The 26,623-nt window shown below is 60.3% G+C and carries 26 protein-coding genes; 6 read left to right on the forward strand and 20 right to left on the reverse strand.

Annotated elements, in window-relative coordinates; genetic code table 11:
• Window positions 1-98 precede the first annotated feature (98 nt).
• The 9 genes from EQV97_RS16230 to ubiE all read right to left on the reverse strand — a co-directional run bounded on the left by EQV97_RS16230 (window position 99) and on the right by ubiE (window position 6,153).
• The gene (locus tag EQV97_RS16230) at window positions 99-806 is read right to left on the reverse strand and encodes a 16S rRNA (uracil(1498)-N(3))-methyltransferase (RefSeq protein ID WP_045061964.1); all 708 of its coding nucleotides are present in this window, start codon (window positions 804-806) and stop codon (window positions 99-101) included.
• Entirely contained in the window at window positions 803-1,597 is a 795-nt protein-coding gene (gene tatC, locus EQV97_RS16235) for a twin-arginine translocase subunit TatC (RefSeq protein WP_122841470.1), read from the reverse strand. The genes EQV97_RS16230 and tatC overlap by 4 nt, the downstream gene beginning before the upstream one ends.
• A complete protein-coding gene (tatB, locus tag EQV97_RS16240) occupies window positions 1,594-2,040 on the reverse strand; it encodes a Sec-independent protein translocase protein TatB (protein ID WP_122841471.1) in 447 nt (148 codons plus the stop codon). Before tatB ends, tatC begins: the two co-directional genes overlap by 4 nt.
• A 10-nt stretch (window positions 2,041-2,050) precedes the next feature.
• Entirely contained in the window at window positions 2,051-2,326 is a 276-nt protein-coding gene (locus EQV97_RS16245) for a twin-arginine translocase TatA/TatE family subunit (protein WP_045061961.1), read from the reverse strand.
• Between the two features lie 25 nt (window positions 2,327-2,351).
• Window positions 2,352-2,684 carry a phosphoribosyl-ATP diphosphatase gene (locus EQV97_RS16250; RefSeq protein ID WP_008047820.1) on the reverse strand — a complete coding sequence of 111 codons (333 nt, stop codon included), beginning with the start codon at window positions 2,682-2,684 and terminating at the stop codon, window positions 2,352-2,354.
• Window positions 2,677-3,078, reverse strand: a complete 402-nt coding sequence (hisI, locus tag EQV97_RS16255) for a phosphoribosyl-AMP cyclohydrolase (RefSeq protein WP_007936797.1) — start codon at window positions 3,076-3,078, stop codon at window positions 2,677-2,679. The genes EQV97_RS16250 and hisI overlap by 8 nt, the downstream gene beginning before the upstream one ends.
• 80 nt (window positions 3,079-3,158) lie before the next feature.
• On the reverse strand, window positions 3,159-4,763 hold the full coding sequence (ubiB, locus tag EQV97_RS16260; RefSeq protein WP_240889262.1) for a ubiquinone biosynthesis regulatory protein kinase UbiB: 1,605 nt from the start codon (window positions 4,761-4,763) through the stop codon (window positions 3,159-3,161).
• Window positions 4,760-5,383: an SCP2 domain-containing protein gene (locus tag EQV97_RS16265; RefSeq protein WP_122841474.1), complete on the reverse strand. Its 624-nt coding sequence runs from the start codon at window positions 5,381-5,383 to the stop codon at window positions 4,760-4,762. The genes ubiB and EQV97_RS16265 overlap by 4 nt, the downstream gene beginning before the upstream one ends.
• Window positions 5,383-6,153: a bifunctional demethylmenaquinone methyltransferase/2-methoxy-6-polyprenyl-1,4-benzoquinol methylase UbiE gene (ubiE, locus tag EQV97_RS16270; RefSeq protein WP_007948968.1), complete on the reverse strand. Its 771-nt coding sequence runs from the start codon at window positions 6,151-6,153 to the stop codon at window positions 5,383-5,385. Before ubiE ends, EQV97_RS16265 begins: the two co-directional genes overlap by 1 nt.
• 154 nt (window positions 6,154-6,307) lie before the next feature.
• On the opposite strand from ubiE, the gene EQV97_RS16275 reads away from it, so the two are divergent.
• From EQV97_RS16275 to EQV97_RS16285, 3 genes are all read left to right on the forward strand, one after another.
• Window positions 6,308-6,583, forward strand: coding sequence for a polyhydroxyalkanoic acid system family protein (locus tag EQV97_RS16275; protein ID WP_045061957.1), 276 nt, complete (start codon window positions 6,308-6,310; stop codon window positions 6,581-6,583).
• Between the two features lie 203 nt (window positions 6,584-6,786).
• Window positions 6,787-7,209, forward strand: coding sequence for a phasin family protein (locus tag EQV97_RS16280; RefSeq protein WP_045061956.1), 423 nt, complete (start codon window positions 6,787-6,789; stop codon window positions 7,207-7,209).
• A 10-nt stretch (window positions 7,210-7,219) separates the two neighbouring features.
• Window positions 7,220-8,110 carry a phasin family protein gene (locus EQV97_RS16285; RefSeq protein ID WP_122841475.1) on the forward strand — a complete coding sequence of 297 codons (891 nt, stop codon included), beginning with the start codon at window positions 7,220-7,222 and terminating at the stop codon, window positions 8,108-8,110.
• A 167-nt stretch (window positions 8,111-8,277) separates the two neighbouring features.
• On the opposite strand, the gene EQV97_RS16290 is transcribed toward EQV97_RS16285, so the two are convergent.
• The 10 genes from EQV97_RS16290 to EQV97_RS16335 form a co-directional block, all read right to left on the reverse strand.
• Window positions 8,278-8,898, reverse strand: coding sequence for a TetR/AcrR family transcriptional regulator (locus EQV97_RS16290; RefSeq protein ID WP_122841476.1), 621 nt, complete (start codon window positions 8,896-8,898; stop codon window positions 8,278-8,280).
• 27 nt (window positions 8,899-8,925) lie between these two features.
• Window positions 8,926-10,608: a class II poly(R)-hydroxyalkanoic acid synthase gene (gene phaC, locus EQV97_RS16295; protein WP_240889263.1), complete on the reverse strand. Its 1,683-nt coding sequence runs from the start codon at window positions 10,606-10,608 to the stop codon at window positions 8,926-8,928.
• A gap of 129 nt (window positions 10,609-10,737) precedes the next feature.
• Complete coding sequence (phaZ, locus tag EQV97_RS16300; protein WP_045061952.1) at window positions 10,738-11,592, reverse strand: poly(3-hydroxyalkanoate) depolymerase; 855 nt, start codon at window positions 11,590-11,592, stop codon at window positions 10,738-10,740.
• 137 nt (window positions 11,593-11,729) lie between these two features.
• Window positions 11,730-13,409 (reverse strand): class II poly(R)-hydroxyalkanoic acid synthase, encoded by a 1,680-nt coding sequence (gene phaC / locus EQV97_RS16305; RefSeq protein ID WP_225569300.1) that lies wholly within the window; start codon window positions 13,407-13,409, stop codon window positions 11,730-11,732.
• Window positions 13,410-13,665: 256 nt separating this feature from the next.
• Window positions 13,666-14,037, reverse strand: coding sequence for a DUF971 domain-containing protein (locus EQV97_RS16310; RefSeq protein WP_122841479.1), 372 nt, complete (start codon window positions 14,035-14,037; stop codon window positions 13,666-13,668).
• Between the two features lie 132 nt (window positions 14,038-14,169).
• Window positions 14,170-15,510: an ATP-dependent protease ATPase subunit HslU gene (hslU, locus tag EQV97_RS16315; protein WP_122841480.1), complete on the reverse strand. Its 1,341-nt coding sequence runs from the start codon at window positions 15,508-15,510 to the stop codon at window positions 14,170-14,172.
• A gap of 55 nt (window positions 15,511-15,565) precedes the next feature.
• On the reverse strand, window positions 15,566-16,096 hold the full coding sequence (hslV, locus tag EQV97_RS16320) for an ATP-dependent protease subunit HslV (protein WP_007948954.1): 531 nt from the start codon (window positions 16,094-16,096) through the stop codon (window positions 15,566-15,568).
• Window positions 16,097-16,250: 154 nt separating this feature from the next.
• Window positions 16,251-16,958, reverse strand: coding sequence for an SPOR domain-containing protein (locus EQV97_RS16325; protein ID WP_045061948.1), 708 nt, complete (start codon window positions 16,956-16,958; stop codon window positions 16,251-16,253).
• 1 nt (window position 16,959) lies between these two features.
• Window positions 16,960-18,696, reverse strand: a complete 1,737-nt coding sequence (gene argS / locus EQV97_RS16330; protein ID WP_045061947.1) for an arginine--tRNA ligase — start codon at window positions 18,694-18,696, stop codon at window positions 16,960-16,962.
• 223 nt (window positions 18,697-18,919) lie between these two features.
• Window positions 18,920-21,139 carry a primosomal protein N' gene (locus EQV97_RS16335; RefSeq protein WP_240889264.1) on the reverse strand — a complete coding sequence of 740 codons (2,220 nt, stop codon included), beginning with the start codon at window positions 21,137-21,139 and terminating at the stop codon, window positions 18,920-18,922.
• Between the two features lie 289 nt (window positions 21,140-21,428).
• Between EQV97_RS16335 and rpmE the strand changes: the two genes are divergently transcribed.
• The 3 genes from rpmE to EQV97_RS16350 all read left to right on the forward strand — a co-directional run bounded on the left by rpmE (window position 21,429) and on the right by EQV97_RS16350 (window position 23,924).
• The gene (gene rpmE, locus EQV97_RS16340) at window positions 21,429-21,659 is read left to right on the forward strand and encodes a 50S ribosomal protein L31 (protein WP_029296053.1); all 231 of its coding nucleotides are present in this window, start codon (window positions 21,429-21,431) and stop codon (window positions 21,657-21,659) included.
• 26 nt (window positions 21,660-21,685) lie between these two features.
• Complete coding sequence (locus tag EQV97_RS16345; RefSeq protein WP_240889341.1) at window positions 21,686-22,474, forward strand: thermonuclease family protein; 789 nt, start codon at window positions 21,686-21,688, stop codon at window positions 22,472-22,474.
• A gap of 181 nt (window positions 22,475-22,655) precedes the next feature.
• On the forward strand, window positions 22,656-23,924 hold the full coding sequence (locus EQV97_RS16350) for a malic enzyme-like NAD(P)-binding protein (RefSeq protein ID WP_045061943.1): 1,269 nt from the start codon (window positions 22,656-22,658) through the stop codon (window positions 23,922-23,924).
• A gap of 198 nt (window positions 23,925-24,122) precedes the next feature.
• Here the strand turns inward: EQV97_RS16350 and EQV97_RS16355 are convergent, their stop codons facing one another.
• Window positions 24,123-26,561: a penicillin-binding protein 1A gene (locus EQV97_RS16355; RefSeq protein ID WP_240889265.1), complete on the reverse strand. Its 2,439-nt coding sequence runs from the start codon at window positions 26,559-26,561 to the stop codon at window positions 24,123-24,125.
• Window positions 26,562-26,623: the final 62 nt, after the last annotated feature.

Below are 26,623 nucleotides of genomic sequence, written 5' to 3' on the forward strand. Positions count from 1 at the left end.
AGGCTGCGATCTTTTGATCTTGATCTTTTGGCGGCCTTACAAACGCCAGGATCAAAAGATCGCAGCCTGCGGCAGCTCCTACGGGGGATTCACGTTGTCTAGAAGAGTCGGGCCAGCAGGGCGGTGACGGCCGTTTCGACCCGCAGGATGCGCTCGCCCAGTTGTACCGGTTGCAGCCCGGCTTTGGCCAGCAGGTCGATCTCGTAGGGGATCCAGCCGCCTTCCGGACCGATGGCCAGGGTCACCGGCTCGTTCAGGCCGCGAGGGCAGGGTGGGTAGTTGCCCGGATGGCCGACCAGGCCCAGAGTCCCTTCGGTGATCGCGGGAAGCCGGTCTTCGACGAACGGCTTGAAGCGCTTCTCGATAATAATTTCCGGCAACACGCTGTCCCTGGCCTGTTCAAGGCCGAGGATCAATTGTTCGCGAATGGCGTCTGGTTCCAGGAACGGCGTTTGCCAGAAGCTCTTCTCGACGCGATAGCTGTTCACCAGGATGATTCGCGGCACGCCCATGGCCGCAACGGTCTGAAACACCCGGCGCAGCATTTTCGGGCGTGGCAGGGCCAACACCATGGTCAGCGGCAGCTTGCTCGGAGGGGGCTGATCAAGGGTGACGCGCAATTCGGCTTCTGTGGTGTCCAGGCGCAGCAGCTCGGCAGACCCCATCAGACCGCCAATCCTGCCGACCCGCAGGCTGTCACCGACTTGCGAACGGTGGACTTCCTGCATGTGGGTCAGGCGGCGATCACGCAGGATCACCCGATCGGCCGCAATGAAATCGGCCTCTTCGAGAAGCAGCAGGTTCACGGCTGGGTCGCTGGCGGCTGGTCGTTGGAGTCGTCAGCCGGCTGGTCGTCCGGGTGCTCGCCACGCTTGCTGATCAGGCTGCCGAACAGGATGCCGATTTCAAACAGCAGCCACATCGGTACGGCCAGCAGGGTCTGCGAGAAAATGTCCGGCGGGGTCAGGATCATGCCGACCACGAAGCAGCCAATGATCACGTACGGGCGGATTTTCTTCAGGTACTTGACGTCAACCACGCCGATCCACACCAGCAATACCACGGCCACCGGGATTTCGAACGCCACGCCGAAGGCGAAGAACAGCGTCATGACGAAATCGAGGTAGCTGGTGATGTCGGTCATCATTTCCACACCGGCCGGCGTAGCGGCAGCGAAGAATTTGAAGATCAACGGGAACACCAGGTAGTAGGCGAACGCCATGCCGGTATAGAACAGCAGGATGCTGGACATCAGCAGTGGCACGGCGATGCGCTTCTCGTGCTTGTACAGGCCTGGTGCGATGAAGCCCCAGATCTGATGCAGGATCACCGGAATCGCCAGGAACAGCGAAACCATCATCGTCAGCTTCAGTGGTGTCAGGAAGGGCGACGACACATCGGTGGCGATCATTGTCGCGCCTTCCGGCAAATACTGGCGCAGCGGTGTGGAGACGAAGGTATAGATTTGCTGGGTGAAGGCGAACAACCCGGCGAAGACGATGAAGATCGCCGCTACGCAGCGCAGCAGGCGGGTGCGCAACTCGGTGAGGTGCGAAACCAGCGGCATGTGCTGGTCATTTTCAGGAAGATCGCTCATGGGGCTCGCGGCGGCAGTGTTGGGTCATGAGGGGCAGGCGCAACAGGCGCAGCCGCAGGTGTTGCAGATTCGGCCAGAGGCTGCGCTGCAGGAGCAGCGACTGGCTCAGGTTCAGGACCGGCAGTCGGCTCGACGTTAGGCGCCGGGGCATGAAGGGTCGGCTCCGCGACAGGCTGCACCGGAGTCGGCTCCTGCTGGGTCGGCGTGAAGATCTTCCGCGCCTCCTGCTCCAGGGACAGGATATGCTCGTTGTGCAGCTGCCGGCGAATTTCGTCGGCACCGATTTCACGTTCAACTTCCTGTTTGATCGCGTTGAAGCTGCGCTTCAGACGACCGACCCACAGGCCGGCAGTGCGCGCAGCACCCGGCAGGCGTTCGGGGCCCAGCACCAGCAGGGCGACGAGGCCGACGAGCAGCAGTTCAGAGAAGCTGATACCAAACATTAGTCAGTGCTCACACGTCTTTGCGAATCGGCTCTTCGACTTTTTGTGCCTGCACGTCGATGGTGTGCGGCGGGTTGACCGGGGTGGCCTGTGGCTGCACAGGTGGTACCGGTTGCGCCGGGGTCACGCTTGGATCAGCGGGCTTTTCGTCATCGTTCATGGCTTTGCGGAAGCCCTTGATCGATTCGCCGACGTCGGTGCCGAGGTTTTTCAGTTTCTTGGTGCCGAATACCAGCACGACAACGACCAGGATGACGACCCAGTGTTTCCAGTCAAAAATGCCCATGTTGCTGCTCCTCTCTAATAGTTGTTCAGGCGGACGGGCGCGAGGCTTTCTCGGCGTGTCCGGACAGACCGAAGCGACGGTCGAGTTCATCGAGTACAGCCTGTGGATGCTGCCCCAGTTGGGCGAGCATGACCATGCTGTGGAACCACAAGTCAGCAGTTTCGTAGATCACATCGCTGCAGTCGCCGCTGATGGCAGCGTCCTTGGCGGCAATGATGGTTTCGACGGATTCTTCGCCAACTTTTTCCAGAATCTTGTTCAGGCCCTTGTGGTACAGGCTGGCAACATACGAGCTGTCGGCAGCGGCGCCTTTGCGCTCTTCCAGCACTTCGGCCAGGCGGGTCAGGGTGTCACTCATGGGTGTGTCCTGCGGAGTAAATGGCGTGCGGGTCTTTAAGTACCGGGTCGACGGTTTTCCAGTCGCCGTTCTCGAAGACTCGATAGAAGCAGCTCTGGCGGCCGGTATGGCAGGCGATGTCGCCGATCTGCTCGACCATCAGAATGATCACGTCGGCGTCACAGTCCAGGCGCATCTCATGCAGGGTCTGCACATGCCCGGACTCCTCACCCTTGCGCCACAGCTTGCCTCGGGAACGTGACCAGTAGATGGCACGATTCTCTGCGGCAGTCAGTTGCAGCGCTTCACGGTTCATCCAGGCCATCATCAGGACGCGCCCGGTCTTGTGATCCTGGGCAATCGCGGGCACCAGGCCGTCGGCGTCCCACTTGATTTCGTCCAGCCAGTTTTTCATCTTCGACTCCGACAGCGGGCTCCGCACTTCATTAGCGGAGTCCAACGTTGAAACAGTGTGCCAGCGGATCACACAACTGGCTATCGGCGAACGACCAGATACAAACCGACCGCCATCATGATTCCGGCTGGCCAATAGGCCAGGTCGTTCAGCGGGCCGCCGATCGCGAGTACCGCGCCGCCCGCCAGGTGAGCGGTGCCGAGCAGGCGCAGGAACCATTCGTCACGTCGCCGGTGCCAGGGTGGCGGCGGGTCGTAGGCGTGGGGCTGGGACATGCGTTCGAGCAGGTCGCGGGCCATGTTGGCCAGGTGAGGTAGCTGCTCGAACTGGCTCTGCACGTTGCCCAGCAAGGCTTTGGGGCTGACGCGCTCGCGCATCCAGCGTTCGAGGAACGGTTGCGCGGTGTTCCACAGATCGAGGTCCGGGTACAGCTGGCGGCCCAGGCCTTCGATGTTCAGCAGGGTTTTCTGCAACAGGACAAGCTGCGGCTGTACTTCCATGTTGAAGCGTCGAGCGGTCTGGAACAGGCGCATCAGCACCTGGCCGAATGAAATATCTTTTAACGGTTTTTCGAAGATCGGTTCGCATACAGTGCGGATCGCCGCTTCGAATTCGTTGAGTTTGGTTTCCGCCGGCACCCAGCCCGAATCGATATGCAGTTGGGCCACTCGCCGATAGTCGCGTTTGAAGAAAGCGAACAGGTTGCGGGCCAGATAGTCCTGGTCTTCCGGGGTCAGGCTGCCAACGATGCCGCAGTCGATCGCAATGTACTGCGGGCTCCACGGGTTGACGGTGCTGACGAAGATGTTGCCCGGGTGCATGTCGGCATGGAAAAAGCTGTCACGGAACACCTGGGTAAAGAAGATTTCGACGCCGCGTTCGGCGAGCATCTTCATGTCGGTGCGCTGGTCGGCCAGGGTCGCGAGGTCGGTCACCTGAACCCCGTAGATGCGCTCCATCACCAGCACTTTGGGCCGGCACCAATCCCAATAGACTTGCGGCACGTAGAGCAGTGGCGAGCCTTCGAAGTTGCGCTTGAGCTGGCTGGCGTTGGCGGCTTCGCGCAGCAGGTCGAGTTCGTCGTAGATGGTTTTCTCGTAGTCCAGGACTACGTCCACCGGGTGCAGCAGACGCGCATCGGCCGAGAGCTTTTCTGCCGCGCGAGCCAGGATGAACAGCCATGCCAGGTCCTGGGCGATGATCGGCTTGAGGCCCGGGCGGATCACCTTGACCACGACTTCTTCACCGGTCTTGAGCTGCGCGGCATGCACCTGCGCCACCGAAGCCGAAGCGAGCGGTTCGACGTCGAATCGGCTGAACACTTCGCTGATCTTCTTGCCCAGCTGCTCTTCGATGAGCTTGATCGACACCTGTGAATCGAACGGCGGGACACGGTCCTGCAGCAGCATCAATTCATCGGCGATGTCTTCCGGCAGCAGGTCGCGGCGGGTGGACAGGATCTGCCCGAACTTGATGAAGATTGGTCCCAGGTCCTGCAGCGCCAGGCGCAGTCGGGCGCCGCGGCTCAGCTCCAGCGTTTTGCGCGGGAACCAGCGCCACGGCAATGCATACCGCAGCGCCAGCAGGAACCATGGCAGTGGCAGGGCGAACAGCAGGTCATCGAGACGGTAGCGAATCACAACGCGCTGGATGCGCAACAAACGGCGGACGGCAAGCAGCTTCATGCGTTATCGCTTGGGTCGAGGGATCGGGAAAGGCGCTCGAAACGCGCCTCGAGACGTTCCAGATCAAGTTTGATCTGGTCCAGTTCACTGAAACGGGCTTCAGCTTCGCGCTGACCGACGAGGGTGCGCGATTCTTCGGCCAGGTATTCGCCCAGGTTTTGGCCGAGGCTGACAAATCCTTGCTGGTACCAGCGCGCGCGACTGCGCAAATGACCGCCGACCAGTTGTGTTGCCACAGGTCCCAGCCAGCGCGAGAGTTCGTACTCCCAGTCCAGCTCGAGGTCCTGGAGGATCGCCGCCAGTTCCAGCAGCACGCCGCTGTCGCCGTCGAGCTCGACTTCCGGGCCGTGCAGCACGGCCGTCTTGTCCTTGCTCATGGCCAGTTTCAGCAGGCTTGAGGCCGGGGCACGCAAGGTGCAGTCGGCGCCGGTCTCCCACTGGGAGGCGAGCATCAGGCCTTCGTCGCTGGGCAGGATGAACAGCTGGAATGCCGGGCTGCGGCAATCGACGGCGATCACTCTGCCACTCAAATGCGCCAGGCGCGGCAAGGCCGTGCTGTCGAGACGCAGCACCCGGTTAAGACCGAGCTCAACGCTGGCGAGCAGGCCGGCCAGCAACATCAGGGTTTGATGCCGCGGTGCAGGGCAACGATACCTGCGGTCATGTTGTGATAGGTCACGCGGTCGAAACCGGCCTCGACCATCATCGACTTCAGGGTTTCCTGGTTCGGGTGCATGCGGATCGATTCGGCCAGGTAGCGATAGCTTTCCGAGTCGTTGGTGATCAGCTTGCCCATCAACGGCATGAAGGCGAACGAGTAGGCGTCGTAGGCTTTGGACATCAGCGCGTTGGTCGGTTTGGAGAATTCCAGCACCAGCAGGCGGCCACCCGGCTTGAGTACGCGCAGCATCGAACGCAGGGCGTCTTCCTTGTGCGTCACGTTGCGCAGGCCGAAGGCGATGGTCACGCAATCAAAATGGTTGTCCGGGAAGGGCAGCTTTTCCGCATCGGCCTGGACGAATTCGACGTTGCCGGCAACACCGAGGTCCAGCAGGCGGTCACGACCGACCTTGAGCATGGATTCGTTGATGTCGGCCAGCACGACCTGGCCGGTAGGGCCTACCAGGTGCGAGAATTTTTTGGTCAGGTCGCCGGTGCCGCCAGCGATGTCCAGCACCCGGTTACCGGTGCGAACACCCGACAGTTCGATCGCAAAACGCTTCCACAAACGGTGCATGCCGCCCGACAGGAGGTCGTTCATCAGGTCGTACTTGGCGGCTACCGAGTGGAAAACCTCAGCGACTTTTTCCGCTTTTTGGCTTTCCGGAACGTTTTTGAAACCGAAGTGAGTGGTGGGTTCGGCATCGCTGCCTTTGCGCTGATCAGTCATATCGCTGTCACCAGAAGAGAATGCGGGACATTCTAATCCCGGTGGCCTGCTTTGTCTTGGAGTGGCTAAAGGTAAGATAGGCAATCACCGGGACGTTTTGCCGCAGCGGCGGTCAAGATGCTTCAGGAAGCATTCATAAAGCAGGAGTCATTTGATGGCCCGTATTAGTGTTGAACGTGCCCACGCGCTGGGCAAGGAAGCGGCTCGCGAGAAGGCCGACCAGCTGGCGCAGAAACTGTCCGATCAGTATGGCCTGGAGCCGCAGTGGGCGGGCGATACCCTGAATCTCAAGCGCTCGGGGGTGAAGGGCGCGGTGCATGTGGCCGAGGATTCGATCAAGGTCGACGTGGAGTTGGGCCTGATGATGTCGGCCATGAGCGGTATGATCAAAGCCGAGATTGAAAAGGCGCTGGACAAGGCCCTGGCCTGAAGCTCAAGAGATCGCAGCCTTCGGCAGCCCTACAGAGTCCACATTCCCCTGTAGGCGCTGCCGAGGGCTGCGATCTTTTCATTCAGGCACCACCGTTTCATGTCAGTTGTTAGGGTGCCGTTTCTAATTATTCTCACTACTTTGTGCCTGAGCCCGACTCTTTCGCGGGCAGTTCCTCAAACCTTCTGCGCGTGAGGTGCACCATGGCCAAAGTTATTTTGAAGAAAAAAATCGACGCTTCGACATCTGCTCTGGGCGACGTCAAATCTTATGCCCGCAAGATCTGGCTGGCAGGCCTGGGGGCCTACACCAAGGTCGGCCAAGAAGGCAGCGAATACTTTCAGGAGTTGATCAAGGAAGGTCAAACTGTTGAAAAGAAAGGTAAAAAGGTAGTTGCGGAAAAACTTGAAGCCGCCAACTCCGAGATCGATGAAGCAAAGAGTGAAGTCAGTAGTTTCAAAGGCAAAGTCGAACTGCAACTCGACAAGGTCGAGAAGGCTTTTGACTCGCGCGTTGCAAGTGCCTTGAATCGTATCGGCATTCCGTCTAAACATGACGTTGAGACACTCTCTGCTAAGCTCGATGAGCTGACGGCATTGCTCGAACGCGTCGCGCGTAAATCTTAAGGAGAACGGGATGGCTGGTAAAAAGAACACCGAAAAAGAAGGCAGCTCGTGGATCGGGAAAGTTGAAGACTACTCCCGCAAAATCTGGCTGGCCGGTTTAGGCGTGTACTCGAAGATCGACACTGACGGCAGCAAGCTCTTCGATACCTTGGTAAAAGACGGCGAGAAAGCCGAGAAGCTCGCCAAGAATGCAGTCGGCGATAAAGTCGATGCGGCAAAAGACTCCGCCACGTCGGCCAAGTCGCGCATCAGCGGCGTGAAAGATCGTGCACTGGGCAAGTGGGATGAGCTCGAAGGGGCTTTTGACAAGCGCCTGAACAGCGCCATTTCGCGTCTGGGCGTGCCGAGCCGTAATGAAGTCAAGGCACTGCATAGCAAGGTCGATACCCTGACCAAGCAGATCGAAAAACTCACCGGCGCCAAGGTCGCGCCAGTGGCGACTAAAACCGCAGCGGCCAAACCGGCTGCCAAGCCACTGGCCAAAGCTGTCGCCAAGCCGGTAGCCAAGACAGCAGCGAAAGCCGCGTCTGCCGCCAAGTCGGTGGCCAAGACTGCCGCAGCGAAACCCGCTGCAGCGAAGTCAGCCGTCAAATCTGCTGCTGCAAAAGCCACCGCCAAGCCGGCAGCCAAACCTGCGGCCAAGACGGCTGCAGCCAAACCTGCTGCAAAAAGCACAGCGGCCAAACCCGCTGCCAAGCCAGCGGCAAAACCTGCCGCAGCGAAGAAGCCTGCAGTGAAGAAGCCGGCGGCGCCGAAAGCCGCTGCAGCAAAACCAGCCGCAACGGCTGCCGCCAAGCCGACCCCGGCCCCGGCCAGCACGTCGAACTCGGCCGCCGCGCCGACCCCGGCTGCAACCCCGACTGCCGCGCCAGCACCATCGACGCCAACCAGTCAGTCCTGATTCCAGGACTCAATAAAAACGCCCGGCCTGCAAAGGTCGGGCGTTTTTTTATGCACAGCATCATCCCTGTAGGAGCTGCCGAAGGCTGCGATCTTTTGATCTTTAAAAATCAAAAGATCGCAGCCTCGTTGCACTCGGCAGCTCCTATGGTGGTGGACGGTGATCTTTTACCCGTGTTCTTCCAGGTATTGCATCGCCAGGTGCTCGGTCGCCACCTTGATCGGCGGCAACAAGTGCGGCGCCACCAGCATCATGATCTGGTAAACCACCAACCGGACCTCACCCTCGCGATCGAGGATCCGCTGGTAGTCCAGTGAAAACAGCAAGGTCATAGTGATCTGCTCTACCAATTGCCCAAGTGCCTGGGTATCGCTGACCAGCTGCCCCTGAGCCTTCAAGCGCGCCAACAGCGAGGCCAGCGTGCGCTTCAACGCGTTGAGCAGGTTGCGGATCCCCTTGGCCAGCTTGGGCAGGCGGCCTGCCAGATTGGACAGGTCCTGAAACAGGAAACGGTAATGCGCCAGCCGCTCGACAATCAGGTGCAGGAACAGCCAGTAATCTTCCGGTGCCAAATGCGCGTCCGGCGGCGGGTCGAGCAGCGGCGACAGTTCGTTTTGAAAGCGCTCGAACAAACCCAGTATCAGCGGCTCCTTGCCGTGAAAGTGGTAGTAGAGGTTGCCCGGGCTGATGCCCATTTCGTTGGCCACTTCCATGGTCGAAACGTTCGGTTCGCCCTTCTGGTTGAACAACTGCAAGGCACATTCGAGAATCCGATCGCGGGTCTTCATCCAGTCTTCTTAATGGTTCGTTGAACGTCAGCGCACTCGCACATAGGTGCCGGGTGCAGCCTCCATCGGTGGATAGTTCTGATTGCCGAGGGCCATGTGCGTTTCTTTCTGCGCCCCTGAGCGTGCCTGGACCCAACTCAGCCATTGGGTCCACCAGCTGCCATCGACCTGCTTGGCGTCATAAAACCAGGCCCGTGGGTCGAGGCTCAGTTTGGCGCCTTCGACAAAATTGGCTTTCGGGTTGCTCGGCGGGTTGAGGATGCTCTGCACGTGGCCGCTGTTGGACAGCACGAAACGCCTGTCGCCGCCAAGCAGCAAGGTGGAGCGGTACACCGCATCCCACGGCGTGATGTGATCGTTGATGCCGGCCACGCTGAAGCTGTCGACCGTGACCTTCTGCAGGTCGATTGGCGTGCCGCACACCTCCAGCCCGCCGGGGTGACTCAGCGGATTGTGTTTGAAGAAGTCCAGCAGATCGCCATGCAGCGCCGCTGGCAGACGGGTGTTGTCGTTGTTCCAATAGAGAATGTCGAAGGCCGGCGGTTCTTTGCCCAGCAGGTAATTGTTGACGAAGTAACTCCAGATCAGGTCGTTGGGACGCATCCAGGCGAACACCTTGGCCATGTCGCGGCCGTCCAGCACACCTTTCTGGTAAGAGCGACGCTTGGCCGCTTCCAGTGTCTGCTCATCGGCGAACAGGGTGGCGGGGGAGTCCATCTGACTGTCCAGCAGGCTGACCAGGTAGGTAGCGCTGGAGACCCGGCGCAACTGGCGCTTGGCCTGCAGGTGACCTTGCAGCGCGGCAATGGTCAGGCCCCCGGCGCAGGCGCCCATGAGGTTGACCTCCCGCGCGCCGGTGATCGCCCGGCAAACGTTCATCGCTTCCTCGACAGCTTCAACGTAGGTCGAAAGACCCCATTCACGGTGACGTACATCGGGGTTGCGCCAGCTGATCATGAAGGTCTGCAGGCCGTTTTTCAGGGCGAACTGGACGAAGCTGTTGGCGGGGCTCAGGTCAAAAATGTAGTACTTGTTAATCTGCGGCGGCACCACCAGCAAGGGTTTCGAATACTGTTTCTCGCTCATCGGCCGGTACTGGATCAACTCCAGTAATTCATTGCGAAACACCACGGAGCCTGTGGTTGTCGCGACGGTTTTACCGACTTCGAAGGCCTGTTTGGTGACTTGCCGGGGCAGGCCGTCGTTGTGCAGCAAGTCATCGACCAGATGGCTGATTCCGCGCACCAGGCTGTTGCCACCCGAGTTGAAGATTTCCTTGATTGCCAGCGGGTTGAACAACGAGTTGGAAGGTGCCACGGCGTCGTTGAGCAAGGCGAACGCGAAGTGCGCGCGGGCTCGATCGTCGGGGCTCATATTGCTCTCGTCGATCCAGCTTTTGACCTGCTTCTGCCAGCTGAGATAGGCCTGCAGGCTGCGGCGGTAAAATGGATTGAGACTCCACGCGGGGTCGGCAAACCGATTGTCCTGCGGGTTGGTCGGGTGCAGGGTTTCGCCCAACAGCACGCGACCCAACTGGCCGCCGAACTTCAACGCGTGCCGGGCACTGTGCAGCGGATTGCGCAAGCCGTGAGCGGCCACACTGCGCAAGGTCGACAGCATATCGCGGCCACGCAAGCCGGTAATCGCACTTTGTGCGTTGATGAACGCGGCGGGAGTGGGCAGGGAATCCCGCACTGGTTTTTCGCGCATGACTCAACACTCCTTCGTCTTCAGGCCAAAAACAAACTCACTGGACCAGAACACCATAGCCGCACTAACGGGTTGTTGCGCGGTACGGCGTCCTGCCGATTCCTTTTTGTGACCAAACGCCGCTGCCGGTTAACCGCCCAATGGCGCCGGATGCGGGTGCATCACTGCGCGCTGGCGTTCCTCTTCGAGGAATTTCATGATGATCGGCGCCACCGCTTCGGCCCTGGTGATCAGGAACAAATGACCGTCATCGATGATGTGCAACTGAGCGTTGGGAATCCGCCAGGCCAGCAGGCGCATGTTGACCAGGGGGATCAATGGGTCGTCATCACCGGCCAGAACCAGGGTCGGCTGGTGAATTTTGTGCAGCCAGTGAATGCTGGTCCAGCCAAGGCCGGCGAACAGCTGCCAGTAATAGCCAAGCTTGCCCGCTGAACGGACTTTCGCCGCATGGCTGGCCGCCAGGGTCGAGTCGCGGCGGAACGAGCCGCCGTAAATCATCGGTGCGATACGGATCACATGGGACGGCTGGATGTAGCGCCTGGGGCTGGCCATCATCCACAGTACTTTGGGTTTACCCGGGACCATCACCGCACCGGCCGCAGTCGCAGCCAGGACGAGTTTCTTGCAGCGTTCGGGGTAGTCGTAGGCAAACTGTTGGGCCAGGGCGCCGCCCCAGGACACGCCGATCACGTTGACCCGGCCGTAGTCGAGGTAGTCGAGCATGCGTGCCGTGAGTTTCGCCAGGCCCGGAAAGCGGTAGGGCCGACTTGGCGTCGACGAGCCACCCACTCCCGGAACATCGAAGGCGATGACTTCCAGGTCCGGGTCCAGCGCCGCGACAAACGGAAATACCAGCTCCAGGTTGGCGCCGATGCCGTTGAAAATCAGCAAGGGCGTCAAATGAGGCTTGCCGGGGCGTACGGCGGTCCGGAGGGTCTGGCCATCCAGGTCGACGGTACGAAAAATGAACGGTTGCGGCATGCTTCAGGCCCTGTGGGTGAATTCATCCCCGAACGCCGTAGGAGCTGCCCAGGATTGCGATCTTTGATCTTGATGTTGAAAAACCAGAATCAAAAGATCGCAGCCTGCGGCAGCTCCTGCAGACCGGGGTGTATCGGTTACCGCTCGTGTACGTATGTGCCCGGTGCAGCTTCGCCGGCGGCGAAGGTCTTGTTGCCCAGGCTGGTCGGCGATTTCTTCAGCTTGCCTGAACGCTCCGCCTGCCAGGCCTGCCAGTGCAGCCACCAGGAGTCCGTGTGCTTGGTGGAATTCTCCTGCCACTGCTCGGCGTTCACCGCCATTTCGCTGCCGGTCATATAACGTGACTTTGGATTGCCAGGCGGGTTCAGGATGCTTTGGATGTGGCCGCTGCTCGACAGCACGAACTCGACGTTACCGCCAAACAGTTGCGCCGACTTGTAGCAGGATTTCCACGGCGTGATGTGGTCGTTGGTGCCGGCAAGGGAAAAAATGTCGGCCGTGACCTGCTTCAGGTCGATGGCGGTGCCGCACACTTCCAGTGCATTCGGGCGGATCAGTGGGTTGTTTTTGAACATCTCGATCAGGTCGCCGTGGAAGGCGGCGGGCAATCTCGTGGTGTCGTTGTTCCAGAACAGGATGTCGAACACCGGCGGCTCGTTGCCCAGCAGGTAGTTATTGACCCAGTAGTTCCAGATCAGGTCGTTGGGGCGCATCCAGGCGAAGACTTTCGCCATGTCGCGGCCTTCCAGTACACCGGCCTGATAGGAGTGGCGCTTGGCGGCTTCGAGGGTTTGCTCGTCGACGAACAACGCTACGTCGCTGTCCAGCGTCGTGTCCAGGACGCTGACCAGGAGCGTCAGGGCATTGACCTTCTTCTCGCCGATCGCGGCATAGTGCCCCAGCAGCGCAGTGCAGGTGATCCCGCCGGAGCAGGCGCCGAGCATGTTCACGTCCTTGCTGCCGGTGATAGCGGTGACGACGTCGACTGCTTCCTTGAGTGCTTCGATATAAGTCGACAGGCCCCACTCGCGCTGCTCCTTGGTCGGGTTGCGCCAGCTGACGATGAAGGTCTGCACGTTGTTGCGCAGGCAGAACCGCGCCAGGCTCTTATCCGGACTGAGGTCGAATACATAGAACTTGTTGATTTGCGGTGGCACTACCAGCAGCGGGCGCTCGTGCACCTGCTCGGTGATCGGCCGGTACTGGATCAGCTCCAGTACGTCGTTGCGAAACACTACCGCGCCTTCGGTCACACCCAGGCTCTTGCCCACTTCGAACGCACCCATGTTGACCTGGCTGGGCATGCCGCCGTTGTGTACCAGGTCCTTGGCCAGATGCGAGAGGCCGTCGAGCAGGCTCTTGCCCCCGGTTTCGAAAAAGCGTTTGACCGCCGCCGGGTTGGCTGCACTGTTGGTCGGGGCCATTGCCTCGGTCATGAGGTTGATGACGAAGTGCCCGCGGGCGACATCCTTGGGCGAAAGACTGCTGTCGTCGATCCAGTCGTGGAGTTCCTTGCGCCACGCCAGGTAGGTTTGCAGATAACGTTTGTAGAGCGGGTTCTGGCTCCAGGCCGGGTCGGCGAAGCGGCGATCATCACCGGCAGGCTGGAGTTCGGATTTACCGAACAGGACATTCTTGAGTTCGAGGCCGAAATGGGCAACGTGCTTGACGCTGTGAATCGGTTGTTTGATGGCTTGGGTCAGCACCATTCGAGCTGAGCCCAGAAGATCCTTTCTACGCAGTCCAACGACAGGATTCAGCCCCAAGGTATTTTCCGAGGCCTGAGATTTCAGGTCATCGTTATTCTTGTTACTCATCTACGACGCTCCATTGTCCTGAGACGAGTACCTGAGTCCAGCTGTGTAGTCACACAGCAAATGCCAGGTACTACTACTCGGGTGACCGATAGTTCTGCACCACTGCTTTTATGCAGAGAGCACTGCAGGGAACTTGCCAGCTCCATTGGTTACCCGAGTTTAATTTTTTTCGCAAGCGGGCTAATCGTCGGCCCTGGAGCGGAGCATTCAAACAGATGAAATTAGAAAATGCCTTCTAATGAGCAAGAGGTGCGGACTAGAGCATCAGCCTGACGACGGATTGGTTCGGGTCGCGGGTTTTTCCGGCAGCCTTGAGCTCTGCAAGATAATCGTTCCAGAGGTCTTCCTGGCGCACGCCCAGCTGATACAGATATTCCCAGGTGAACAGGCCGCTGTCGTGGCCGTCATCGAAGGTCAATTTCAGTGCGTACTGACCGGCCGGTTCGACCTTGCTCAGGCCGACGGCGATCTTGCCAAATTGCAGGATGGGTTTGCCGTGGCCCTGGACCTCGGCGGAAGGGGAGTGCACGCGCAGGAATTCTGCGGGCAGGTGGTGTTCCTCGCCGGACGCGTATTTCAGCGACAGGGTTTTCGAGGCTTTGTGCAGCTTGATGTCGGTGGGGATCATGGCCGGATGTCCGTGTGGTGACGCACCCTGTAGGGGAGCTGCCGCAGGCTGCGATCTTTTGATTTTTGACCCTGAGAAAATCAAGATCAAAAGATCGCAGCCTTTGGCAGCGCCTACGGGGCCGCAGGTGACCTACAGGATATAACGGGACAGGTCTTCGTTCTGCGCCAATTCGCCCAGGTGGCTGTTAACGTATTCGGCGTCGATCATGATCACCTTGTCGTCGTGGGCGCTGGCGAGGTCGCCGGCACTGAACGACACTTCTTCCAGCAAGCGCTCCAGCAGCGTGTGCAAGCGACGGGCACCGATGTTCTCGGTCTTTTCGTTCACCTGCCAGGCGATCTCGGCGATGCGCTTGATCCCGTCCGGCTGGAACTCGATGCCCAGGCCTTCGGTTTTCAACAATGCGCAATATTGCTCGGTCAGGGACGCATGTGGCTCGCTGAGGATGCGCTCGAAGTCTTCTGGCGTCAGTGCCTTGAGCTCAACGCGGATCGGCAGGCGACCTTGCAGTTCCGGCACCAGATCGCTCGGCTTGCTCAGGTGGAACGCACCCGAGGCGATGAACAGGATGTGATCGGTCTTGACCATGCCCAGCTTGGTATTGACGGTGCAGCCTTCGATCAGCGGCAGCAAGTCGCGCTGCACGCCTTCGCGAGAGACATCGACGCCGCCGGAGTTGCCGCGCTTGGCGACCTTGTCGATTTCGTCGATGAACACGATACCGTGCTGCTCAACCGCTTCCAGGGCCTTGGCCTTGAGCTCTTCGTCGTTGACCAGGCGCCCGGCCTCTTCGTCGCGCACCAGTTTCAGCGCTTCCTTGACCTTGAGCTTGCGCGCTTTTTTCTTGCCCTTGCCCATGTTGGCAAACAGGCTCTGCAGCTGGTTGGTCATTTCTTCCATGCCCGGCGGCGCGGAGATATCGACGCCGGCCGTTTCGGCGACTTCGATTTCAATCTCCTTGTCATCCAGCTGGCCTTCACGCAGGCGCTTGCGGAACAGCTGGCGGGTATTGGAATCGGCAGACGGAGCCGCTTCGTCACTGTTGAAGCCCGCGCGTGCCGGTGGCAGCAGGGCGTCAAGAATGCGCTCTTCGGCGGCATCTTCGGCGCGGTGGCGAACCTTGGTCATTTCCTGTTCGCGCAGCAGTTTCATTGCGGCGTCAGCCAGGTCACGAATTATCGACTCGACATCGCGACCGACATAACCGACTTCGGTGAACTTGGTCGCTTCAACCTTGATGAACGGCGCGTTGGCGAGCTTGGCCAGGCGACGGGCGATTTCGGTCTTGCCGACACCGGTCGGGCCGATCATCAAAATGTTCTTGGGGGTTACTTCAACCCGCAGCTCTTCGGGCAGCTGCATCCGGCGCCAGCGATTACGCAGGGCGATGGCGACGGCGCGTTTGGCATCGTCCTGGCCGATGATATGGCGATTGAGTTCGTGGACGATTTCACGGGGAGTCATAGACATAATAATTGGCGGACCTCAAGCAAGAATGAGCCGTGGCACAAAGGCCGAAACAGGCTTATTCGGCGCAGTCCTGCTCCTCAATGGTCTGGGTGTGGTTGGTGAATACGCAGATGTCGCCAGCGATGCCGAGTGCGGTTTCGACGATTTCCCGGGCGGACAGGTCGGTCTTCTTCAGCAGCGCGCTTGCGGCGGCCTGGGCGTAACCGCCACCGGAACCCATGGCGATCAGGCCTTCTTCAGGCTCGACCACGTCGCCGTTGCCGGTAATGATCAGCGAAGCATCCTTGTTGGCCACTGCCAACATGGCTTCGAGACGACTCAGAGTACGGTCGGTACGCCATTCTTTGGCGAGTTCGACAGCAGCGCGAACCAGGTGACCCTGATGTTTCTCAAGCTGACCTTCAAACCGCTCGAAAAGGGTGAAGGCGTCAGCCGTGGCCCCGGCAAAACCGGCGATAACCTGGCCGTGGTACAGGCGTCGAACTTTCTTCGCGTTGCCTTTCATCACGGTATTGCCGAGAGAAACCTGGCCGTCGCCGCCCATGACGACTTTGCCGTGGCGGCGAACTGAAACGATGGTGGTCAAGGGAGAGTCTCCACGCAGCGGGGCGAAAATGCCTTATGGAAACTCATATGGGGGTGGTGACGGGTTTTTCAACTGCGGGGAGGGAGAGAGGACGAGCGGTGTGGCAGCTCCTACAGGGATTGTTGTCTCCTGAGGGAGCTGCGATGGCAAGAACTCAGCGGCTTTGGCGTTGTTGTAACAACAGGTTGCTGAAGCCGCTGCCCGCCAGTTGTTTCTGCGCGGTGGTCAGTTGTTCGCGATTGCTGAACGGCCCGACCAGCACCCGGTACCAGGTCTCGTCCTTCACGGTGCCGGACTCAACCGCCACGGCCTGGCCCAGCAGGATGATCTGCGCCCGAACCTTGTCTGCGTCAGCCTCCTTGCGGAACGAGCCGGCCTGCAGGAAGAACTTGGTCACCGGTGCGGCCTTGCTCACCGGCGGCGCTGGCGGTGGGGTAATCCCGGCCAGTGCTGCCTGCGCCCGCGCAGTGTCGATCTTGGCGGCCTGCTCCGGCGTCACCGGAGTGGTCGGAATCGCGGGCACCTGGGGTGTCGGCAAGGTTTTTTCCGGCACGGCATCGGCAGGCACGATGACTTCCGATTCCGGCAGCAACGTGTAGAAGTCGTACTTTGGCTTCACCGGTTGCGTCGGGCTCGGCGGGGTCTTGTTGGCCTCGGCGATCCGGGTGGCTTTCTGTTGCTCGATCTTCTCGCGCTTGACGCTCTCGCTGCCTTTTCCAGGCTCCAGCTTCATCAAAAATACAATGAACGCACCGACCGTCAGGCCGATGGCCATCCACAGCCATCCCGGGATCGGTTGCTTGGCAGGTGCCTGGTAACGGCTGGCGCCACGCTTGGGTGCAGGTTTTTTCTTGGCAGCCAACTTACATACGCTCCAGAGTTTCCAGACCCAAGAGTTCCAGGCCTTGCTTGAGAGTGCGACCGGTCAGCGCGGCGAGGCGCAGGCGGCTCTGCATTTGCGCCGGGGTTTCGGCGCTGAGAATCGGGCAGTTCTCGTAGAAGCTGGAGAACAGGCCCGCGACATCGTACAGGTAGGTGCACAGAATGTGCGGCGTGCCTTTGTCGCAAACGTTATTGAGCACTTCACCGAACTGCGCCAGCTTGGCCGCCAGTTCGTGCTCATGGACGGCTTCCAGGGTGATCTGGCCTTCGACTTCGCTGAAATCCTTGCCCAGCTTGCGGAACACGCCAGCCACGCGGGTGTAGGCGTACAGCAGGTACGGCGCGGTGTTGCCTTCGAAATTCAGCATCAGGTCGAAGTTGAAGCTGTAGTCGCTGGTTCGGTGCTTGGACAGGTCGGCGTATTTTACCGCGCCGATGCCCACCACCTTGGCGATGTTGCGCAGCTCGGTTTCGGCCAGCTCCGGGTTCTTGTCCTTGACCAGGGTGTAGGCGCGTTCCTGGGCCTCGGTCAACAGGTCGATCAGTTTCACGGTGCCGCCATCGCGCGTCTTGAATGGACGGCCGTCAGCGCCGTTCATGGTGCCGAAGCCCATGTGTTCCATTTCCATCGGATGGGTCACGAAGCCGGCCTTGCGGGCCACGGCGAACACTTGCTGGAAGTGCAGGGCCTGGCGCTGGTCGACGAAGTACAGGGCGCGATCAGCCTTGAGCTTGCCACTGCGATAGCGCACGGCCGCCAGGTCGGTGGTGGCGTACAGGTAGCCGCCATCGGCCTTGACGATGATCACCGGCAGCGGGTCGCCGTCGGCGTTTTTGAATTCGTCGAGGAACACGCACTGGGCGCCGTTGCTCTCCACCAGCATGCCGGCGGCCTTGAGGTCGTTGACCACATTGATCAGGTCGTCGTTGTAGGCGCTTTCGCCCATCACGTCGGCCATGGTCAGCTTGACGTTCAGCAGCTCGTAGATTTTCTGGCAGTGGGACAAGGAGATGTCTTTGAACTTGGTCCACAACGCCAGGCATTCCGGGTCGCCGGCTTGCAGCTTGACCACCAGGCCGCGGGCACGGTCGGCGAACTCTTCGGATTCGTCGAAACGGCCCTTGGCGGCGCGGTAGAAGTTTTCCAGGTCCGACAGTTCATCACTGGTGATCGGGTTTTCCTGCAGATAAGCCATCAGCATGCCGAACTGGGTGCCCCAGTCGCCAACATGGTTCTGCCGGATCACGTCGTCGCCGAGGAACTCCAGGACGCGAGCCACGCCATCGCCAATGATGGTCGAGCGCAAATGGCCGACGTGCATTTCCTTGGCGAGGTTGGGTGCGGACAGGTCGACCACGGTCCGTTGGGTCGGGCCTGCCTTGCGCACACCGATGTTTGCGTCTGCCAAGGCCGCGTCAAGTCGGGACGCCAGGGCCTGGGTGTTCTGGAAGAAGTTCAGGAAGCCCGGGCCGGCGATTTCGGTCTTGGTGATGTTTTCATCGGATGGCAGCGCGGCGATGATTTTTTCCGCCAGGTCGCGGGGCTTCATGCCTGCCGGTTTGGCCAGCATCATGGCGATGTTGCTGGCGAAGTCGCCGTTCTTCTTGTCGCGGGAGTTTTCCACCTGGATCGCCGGCGACAGGCCTTCAGGCAACACACCTTCGTTGACGAGTTGGGTGATGGCTTGTTGGATCAGCTGGCGAATGGTGTCTTTCATGATGCTCTCTTTCGACCGCAAGCGCGGCAGCGCCTGGATGCGCGGGTGGAAAAACTGGGCATTATCCGTGGCGGAGACGGGCTTGCCAACTATAGCGGGCAGGTTATGGATATGCGGTGACAAAAGCGGCAAAGATCGCAGCCTTCGGCAGCTCCTGCAGAGAAGCGCAATCGGGGTAGGAGCTGCCGAAGGCTCGGGCCGCGTTCGGACGATCTTTTGACCCTCAATACAAATCGACGGGATCGACATCCAGCGACCAACGCACCGCCCGCCCACTCGGCATCTGCTCCAGCACCAACAACCAACTGCTCAGCAGCCGATGCAGCGGCGCGCGGGCTGTCGCCTGCAACAATAGCTGCGCGCGATACCGTCCCGCGCGACGCTCCATGGGGGCGGGCACCGGCCCGAGCAGCTCAATGCCGGTCAAATTCTGCTCGGCCAGCAAACGCTCGGCCTCGCTGCATGCTTCGTCAAGAAAGCCTTCGGCCTGCCCCGGTTTGTGTGCCTCTGCGCGCAAAAGCGCCAGGTGGGCAAAGGGTGGCAGGCCCGCCGAGCGCCGCTCGCTCAATGCTTGCTCGGCAAAGGCGAAATAACCCTGCTCGGTCAGTTGCACCAGCAGCGGATGATCGGCCAGGTGAGTCTGGATGATCACCCTGCCTGGTTCCTCGGCACGCCCGGCACGCCCGGCGACCTGCACTATCAGCTGGGCCATGCGCTCGCTGGCGCGGAAGTCGCCGGAAAACAGGCCGCCGTCGGCATCCAGGATCGACACCAGGGTCACCCTGGGGAAGTGATGACCTTTGGCAAGCATCTGCGTGCCCACCAGAATGCACGGCTGGCCTTTCTGGATGGTCGCGAACAACTGGTTCATGGCGTCCTTGCGCGAAGTGCTGTCGCGGTCTACGCGCAGTACCGGCACCTCTGGAAACAGGATCGCCAGCCGCTCTTCGGCGCGCTCGGTGCCAGCCCCTACCGGGCGCAAATCCACTTTCGCGCATTTCGGGCAATGCCGAGGCACGCGTTCGACATAGCCGCAATGGTGGCAGCGCAGTTCGCCGGAGCGTTGGTGCACGGTCATTCGCGCATCACAGCGTTGGCATTCAGACATCCAGCCGCAGTCGTGGCACAGCAGAGTCGGGGCAAAACCCCGGCGGTTGAGAAATACCAATACCTGTTGCCCGGCAGCCAGGGTCTGGCCGATCGCCTGCTGCATGGGGCCGGAAATACCGCTATCCAGCGGACGGCTCTTTACGTCCAGGCGCAGGAAACGCGGTTGCTTGGCGCCACCGGCGCGCTCGTTCAAGCGCAGCAACCCGTAACGGCCGGTGTAGGCATTGTGCAGGCTCTCCAGCGAAGGCGTGGCCGAACCGAGGACGATCGGGATGTTTTCCTGGCGAGCGCGCACCAGCGCCAGGTCCCGAGCGTGATAACGCAGACCTTCTTGCTGTTTATAGGAGCCGTCGTGCTCTTCGTCGATGATGATCAGCCCGGGGTTTTTCATCGGAGTGAACAGTGCCGAGCGGGTGCCGATAATAATGTCGGCATCGCCATCCCGGGCGGCGAGCCAGGCTTCGAGGCGTTCGCGGTCGTTGATCCCCGAGTGAATCAGCGCGATGCGTGCATTGAAACGTTGCTCGAAGCGCGCGAGGGTTTGCGGTCCAAGGTTGATTTCCGGGATCAGCACCAATGCCTGCTTTCCGGCTTCAAGGGTTTCGCGGATGAGTTGTAGATAGACTTCGGTTTTGCCGCTGCCTGTAACGCCCGCCAGCAGGAACGCGTGATAACTGTCGAAGCCGGCGCGAATGGCTTCATAGGCCGCACGTTGCTCGGGGTTGAGCGGCAGCTCCGGCTGGGCCAGCCAGTGTTCGTGACGGGCACCCGGGGCATGCTTGCGGATTTCCACCTGCACCAGGTCCTTGGCCAGCAGCAGATCCAGGCTGTCCTTGCTCAGCATCAGCTTGCTCAGCAGCTGGTGGGCCACGCCGTGGGGATGCTGCGCCAGGGTAGCCAGGGCCTCGCGCTGTCGCGGGGCGCGAGCGATACGCGGGTCATCGAGGCTGGCCCCGGGTGCGGCCGACCAGAAGCGCTCATGCCGCGCTTCGGCCAGCTCACCCTGGCGCAGCAGCACGGGCAGCGCCCAGCTCAAGGTGTCGCCGAGGCTATGCTGGTAGTACTGGGAGGTCCACAGGCACAGCTTGAACAGTGCCGGCGGCAGAGGCGCGGTGACGTCGAGCAGGGCCAGGGCCGGCTTGAGCTTGTCGACAGGCACTTCGCTGGTATCGGTGACTTCTACCAGGATCCCGATCATCTCCCGCCTGCCGAACGGCACCCTCAGGCGCATGCCCGGTTGCAACTGGGCACGCAAGACCCCGGCGGGAGCACGGTAATCGAACAGGCGGCGCAGGGGCGAAGGCAGGGCTAGGCGCAAAATGGCGTCGGGCACGCGGGGGAGTCTCTGTGGGCGAGCAATAAATGCAGGCTGGGCATGAAACCTGTGTGGGCAGGCTTGCTCGCGAAAGCGTTGACTCAGACGCCATGGTGCTAACGGATACAGCGCTTTCGCGAGCAAGCCCGCTCCTGCAGGGAGGGTGCTTTAAGTCGCGAGCCTAGCAGACGGTCGGTAGAAGGGACAGCTTGCGTGATCGGGATTGTCTGGTAGAATCCGCGGCCTAATTACGTGCGGTATTCAACAATAGTGTTGAGTGGCGGCACGCTAGCCTGAGGAATACACCATGAAAGCCGATATCCATCCAGCATACGAAACCATCCAGGTAACTTGCAGCTGCGGTAACAAGTTCGAAACCCGTTCGAACCTGTGCAAGCCACTGGGCACTGACGTATGCAACGAGTGCCACCCGTTCTACACCGGTAAGCAGAAGACTCTGGATACTGGCGGCCGTGTACAGCGCTTCGCAGACCGTTTCGGCGCTTTCGGCAAGAAAGCTCCTGCTGCTGCAGAGTAAGGTTGAAACGCCCTTTGGGCCTTTCCTTGCTGTTGAAAAAGGCGTCCCTCGCGGGCGCCTTTTTTGTGTCCGCGATTTGGCTTTCCGGCGCCCAGGCCTTCTGCCCTGCACCCAGCAGCCTGGCACAGGCTCAGGTACAGCGAGTCGTCGACGGTGACACGTTGCGGCTGACCGATGGCCGCAATGTGCGGATGATCGGCCTGAACACTCCAGAGCTTGGCAAGAAAGGCCGCACTGACGAGCCCTTTGCTGTCGCGGCGCGCAAGCGTCTGGAGGCCCTGGTAGCGGCGAGCGCCGGGCGGGTCGGTCTGCTTCCCGGAAAAGAGCGTAAAGACCGCCATGGCCGAACCCTGGCCCATGTCTACGGTGCCGATGGTGCCAATCTTGAAGCGCAAATGCTTGCCGAGGGCCTGGGTTTCCAGGTGGCGGTGGCGCCTAATGTCGATCTGGCGGCCTGCCAGCAAGCCGCCGAGCAAAGTGCTCGTCAGGCCAGACTCGGGTTGTGGCGCCAGTCCCCTGTGATTGAAGCAGGGCAAATCAGAGGTTCCGGGTTTGCCGTTGTGGGTGGCGTTGTGAGCAAGGTACAGCGCAATGGCGGCGGAATCTGGATCGAGTTGCAGGATTCAGTTGTGCTGCGGGTTGCGCCCAATCTACTGAAGCGCTTCGACCTGTCGGCGCTGGAGCAACTGCAGGGCAGGCAGGTCGAGGCTCGAGGTTGGGTCGTTGACAGGTCAAGACGTGGCGAATTGAAAAACGGACAGGCGCGCTGGTTATTGCCATTGAGCGATCCGGTGATGCTTCAAATGGCGCCCTGAAAAAAATTGTAGACATTTTTTCAGTCGATTGTGAACAGTCTATCCCTTGTGTTCCGTGGCTCTTGGCCCAAAGTCGTAAGCCGCAGCGCTTGACAGGGGTGACTGGTCAGTCTTGTGGGGACTTTACGAGGCGCGTATCCTCGCTGACCAGTCTGTCCAACAGTAAAAGCGGAATGCCCCCATGTCTGATCTGAAAACTGCCGCTCTCGAATATCACGCCCATCCTCGTCCAGGTAAGCTGAGTGTCGAGCTCACCAAGGCCACCGCTACCGCCCGCGACCTGTCGCTGGCCTACAGCCCCGGCGTAGCCGAACCAGTGCGCGAAATCGCCCGCGATCCTGAACTGGCCTACAAATACACCGGCAAGGGCAACCTGGTTGCAGTGATTTCCGACGGCACCGCGATTCTGGGCCTGGGTAACCTCGGTCCATTGGCTTCCAAGCCAGTGATGGAAGGCAAGGGTGTACTGTTCAAGCGCTTCGCCGGCATCGACGTTTTCGACATCGAAGTCGACTCCGAAAGCCCGCAAGCCTTCATCGACACCGTCAAGCGCATCTCCATCACTTTCGGTGGCATCAACCTGGAAGACATCAAGGCACCTGAATGCTTTGAGATCGAGCGCGCGCTGATCGAACAGTGCGACATTCCAGTATTCCACGATGACCAGCACGGCACCGCGATCGTTACCGCGGCCGGCATGATCAACGCACTGGAAATCGCCGGCAAGACCCTGGCAGAAGCCAAGATCGTCTGCCTGGGCGCCGGTGCGGCCGCCATCTCCTGCATGAAATTGCTTGTGAGCATGGGCGCCAACATCGAAAACATTTATATGGTTGACCGTACCGGTGTAATCCACTCCGGCCGTGACGACCTGAACCAGTACAAGGCCGTGTTTGCCCACGCTACCGAAAAGCGCACCTTGGCTGACGCCCTGGCCGGTGCTGATGTGTTCGTGGGTCTGTCTGGTCCGAACCTGTTGAGCGCTGAAGGCCTGAAATCCATGGCGGCCAACCCGATCGTGTTCGCGTGCTCGAACCCTGATCCGGAAATCTCCCCGGAACTGGCGCACGCTACCCGTGACGACGTGATCATGGCCACCGGCCGTTCGGACTACCCGAACCAGGTCAACAACGTACTGGGCTTCCCGTTCATCTTCCGCGGTGCCCTGGACGTTCGCGCCAAGCGCATCAACGAAGAAATGAAAGTGGCGGCGGCCAATGCCCTGCGTGAACTGGCCAAATTGCCGGTGCCTCAGGAAGTGTGTGACGCCTATGGCGGCATCAAGCTGGAATTCGGTCGTGAGTACATTATCCCGAAACCAATGGATGCTCGCCTGATCACCGTCATCTCCGATGCCGTGGCCAAGGCCGCGATCGAGACCGGCGTAGCGACCCTGCCGTATCCGAAGAACTACCCGCTGAAAAGCGTGGATGATGTGTTCAACGGCTAAGCCGTAGCACTCAGGAAAACCCGGTCAGTGGCCGGGTTTTTTATTGCCCGGACAATCAAAGGATCACAGCCTTCGGCAGGTCCTGCGGGAGATCACGTTCCCCTCTAGGCGCTGCCGAAGGCTGCGATCTTTTGATCCTGGCTGTAAAAAAGCCCCGCGCTTCTCTCGAAGGCGGGGCTTTTGGTTTGCGCTAATAGATCAGAACAAATCGATCGGCGCACCTTCATCCGCAGGCAACGGGCTGCCTGGCGCAGAACCGCTTCCCAGCTCGCTGCCGGTCGGTGGCGTATCTTCGGCCTTGAACAGCTCGAAGTAGGCGCCAGGCGTGCCTGGGGAGGCTGCCCGGCCGCTGACCGGGTCAACCCGCAGGCTCAGGATGCCTTCCGGTTCAGGTTGGGTGTGCGGCGGCTTGTCCTTTAGCGCGGCGGCCATGTAGTTCATCCAGATCGGCAGTGCTACGGTGCCGCCGAATTCCTTGCGACCCAGGCTCTCAGGTTGGTCGAAGCCGGTCCAGACGGTGGTCACGTAGTCGGCGTTGTAGCCGGAGAACCAGGCGTCCTTGGATTCGTTGGTGGTACCGGTTTTGCCTGCAATGTCACTGCGGCCCAAAGCCAGTGCGCGGCGACCGGTGCCGCGTTTGATCACGTCTTCGAGCATGCTGTTGAGGATATAGGTGGTGCGGCCATCGACGATGCGTTCAGCCACTGCAGGTGACTGCGCAGGCTGGGTACTTGAGGCGTCCGCAGGCGTTGCATTGACCGCGAAAGCGCTGGCCGCTGGTGCCGCGATGCCATCGCTGACGACTTCGCCCTTGGGCACGCTTGGCGGGTTGGCAGCGAACAGCAGGTCACCGTTACGGCTCTCGACCTTTTCGATCAGGTAAGGGCTCACTTTATAGCCGCCGTTGGCAAAGGTGCTCCAGCCGGTGGCAATTTCCATTGGCGTCAGGGTCGCGGTGCCCAGGGCCAGGGACAGGTTGCGCGGCAAGTCTTCTTTCTTGAAGCCGAACCTGCTGATGTAGTCGATGGTACGGTCGATACCCAATGCCTGCACCAGGCGGATCGACACCAGGTTGCGCGACTTGTACAGGCCTTCACGCAGGCGAATCGGGCCGAGGAACGTGTTGGTGTCGTTCTTCGGGCGCCAGACCTTGTCCAGGTATTCGTCAACGAACACGATCGGTGCATCGTTCACCAGGCTGGCGGCGGTGTAGCCATTATCCAGCGCGGCGCTGTAGACGAACGGCTTGAAACTCGAGCCTGGCTGACGCTTGGCTTGCATGGCGCGGTTGTAATTGCTCTGTTCGAAAGCAAAACCACCTACCAGCGAGCGAATGGCGCCGTTTTGCGGGTCGAGGGACACCAGTGCGCCCTGGGCCTGGGGAATCTGGCTGAACTTCAGCGAGTTGTCAGGCTGGCGCTGCACGCGCACCAGGTCGCCGACCTGGGCTACATCAGCTGGCTGCTTGGGATTGGCGCCCATGCTGTTGGTATTGAGGAACGGTCGCGCCCATTTCATCGTGTCCCAGCTGACGTGCTCCTCGCCGGTGCGGGTCAGCACCTGCAGGCCGTTCTTGTCGACCTGGATGACGATGGCCGGTTCAAGGCTGCTGATGGTGCGTTGCTTGGTCAGTTCGGTTGCCCAGGCTTCGCGGGTTTTGCCTGGCAGGCGCGATTCAGGGCCGCGATAACCGTGGCGCTGATCGTAAGTGATCAGGCCTTCGTGAAGCGCCGTGTTGGCCATTTCCTGCAGGTTGCTTGGCACCGTGGTGGTCACGCGGAACCCTTCGGTATACGCGTCGCTGCCATAGCGGCCGACCATTTCGGCGCGGGCCATCTCGGCAATGTAGGGGGCGTTCACTTCCGGTGTCGGGACGTGATAACTGGCGTTGAGCGGCTCGTTGATCGCGGCGGTGTAGTCGGCTTCGGTGATCTTGCCCAGCTTGTACATGCGGCCCAGGATCCAGTCACGCCGCTCTTTGCTGCGCGCCGGGTTGGCCAGCGGATTGAAGCGCGAAGGGGCCTTGGGCAGGCCCGCAATCATCGCCATCTGCGCCAGGCTGACGTCACGGATCGACTTGCCGTAGTACACCTGCGCAGCGGCTTCGATGCCATAGGCGCGGTTACCCAGGTAGATTTTGTTAACGTACAGTTCGAGGATCTCGTCCTTGGTCAGCTGGCGTTCAATTTGCAGGGCCAGGAGAATTTCGGTGGTCTTGCGTGAGAAGCTGCGCTCGCTGGTCAGGAAGAAATTCTTTGCCACCTGCATGGTGATGGTGCTGCCGCCGGACTGGATATGGCCGCTTTTCACCAGCTGGGTGGCGGCACGCATCAGGCTGCTCGGATCGACGCCATAGTGGTTGGCGAAGTTATCGTCTTCAGCGCTTAGCAACGCATTAATGAAATTCGGCGGAATGTCGGCGAAACGGATCGGAGTCCGGCGCATTTCGCCGAATTCTGCAATCAACTTGTCGTCACTGCTGTATACCCGTAGCGGAATCTGCAACTGAATGCTTCTCAGTGCCTCCACAGACGGCAATCCGGGGCTAAGGTAAAGATAGGCGCCACTCAGACTCAGGAGCAGTCCGCAGAAAACGGCGACGACGGACCAACCGAAAAATTTCAGCAGACGAATCAAGGCGTTTGGATATCCAGGCAAAGAATGAATTTGACGCCAGGGACTGGTGAAAAGAGTAATGT

It is taken from the genome of Pseudomonas sp. TMW22090 (assembly GCF_022496665.1).
Lineage (GTDB): Bacteria > Pseudomonadota > Gammaproteobacteria > Pseudomonadales > Pseudomonadaceae > Aquipseudomonas > Aquipseudomonas gregormendelii.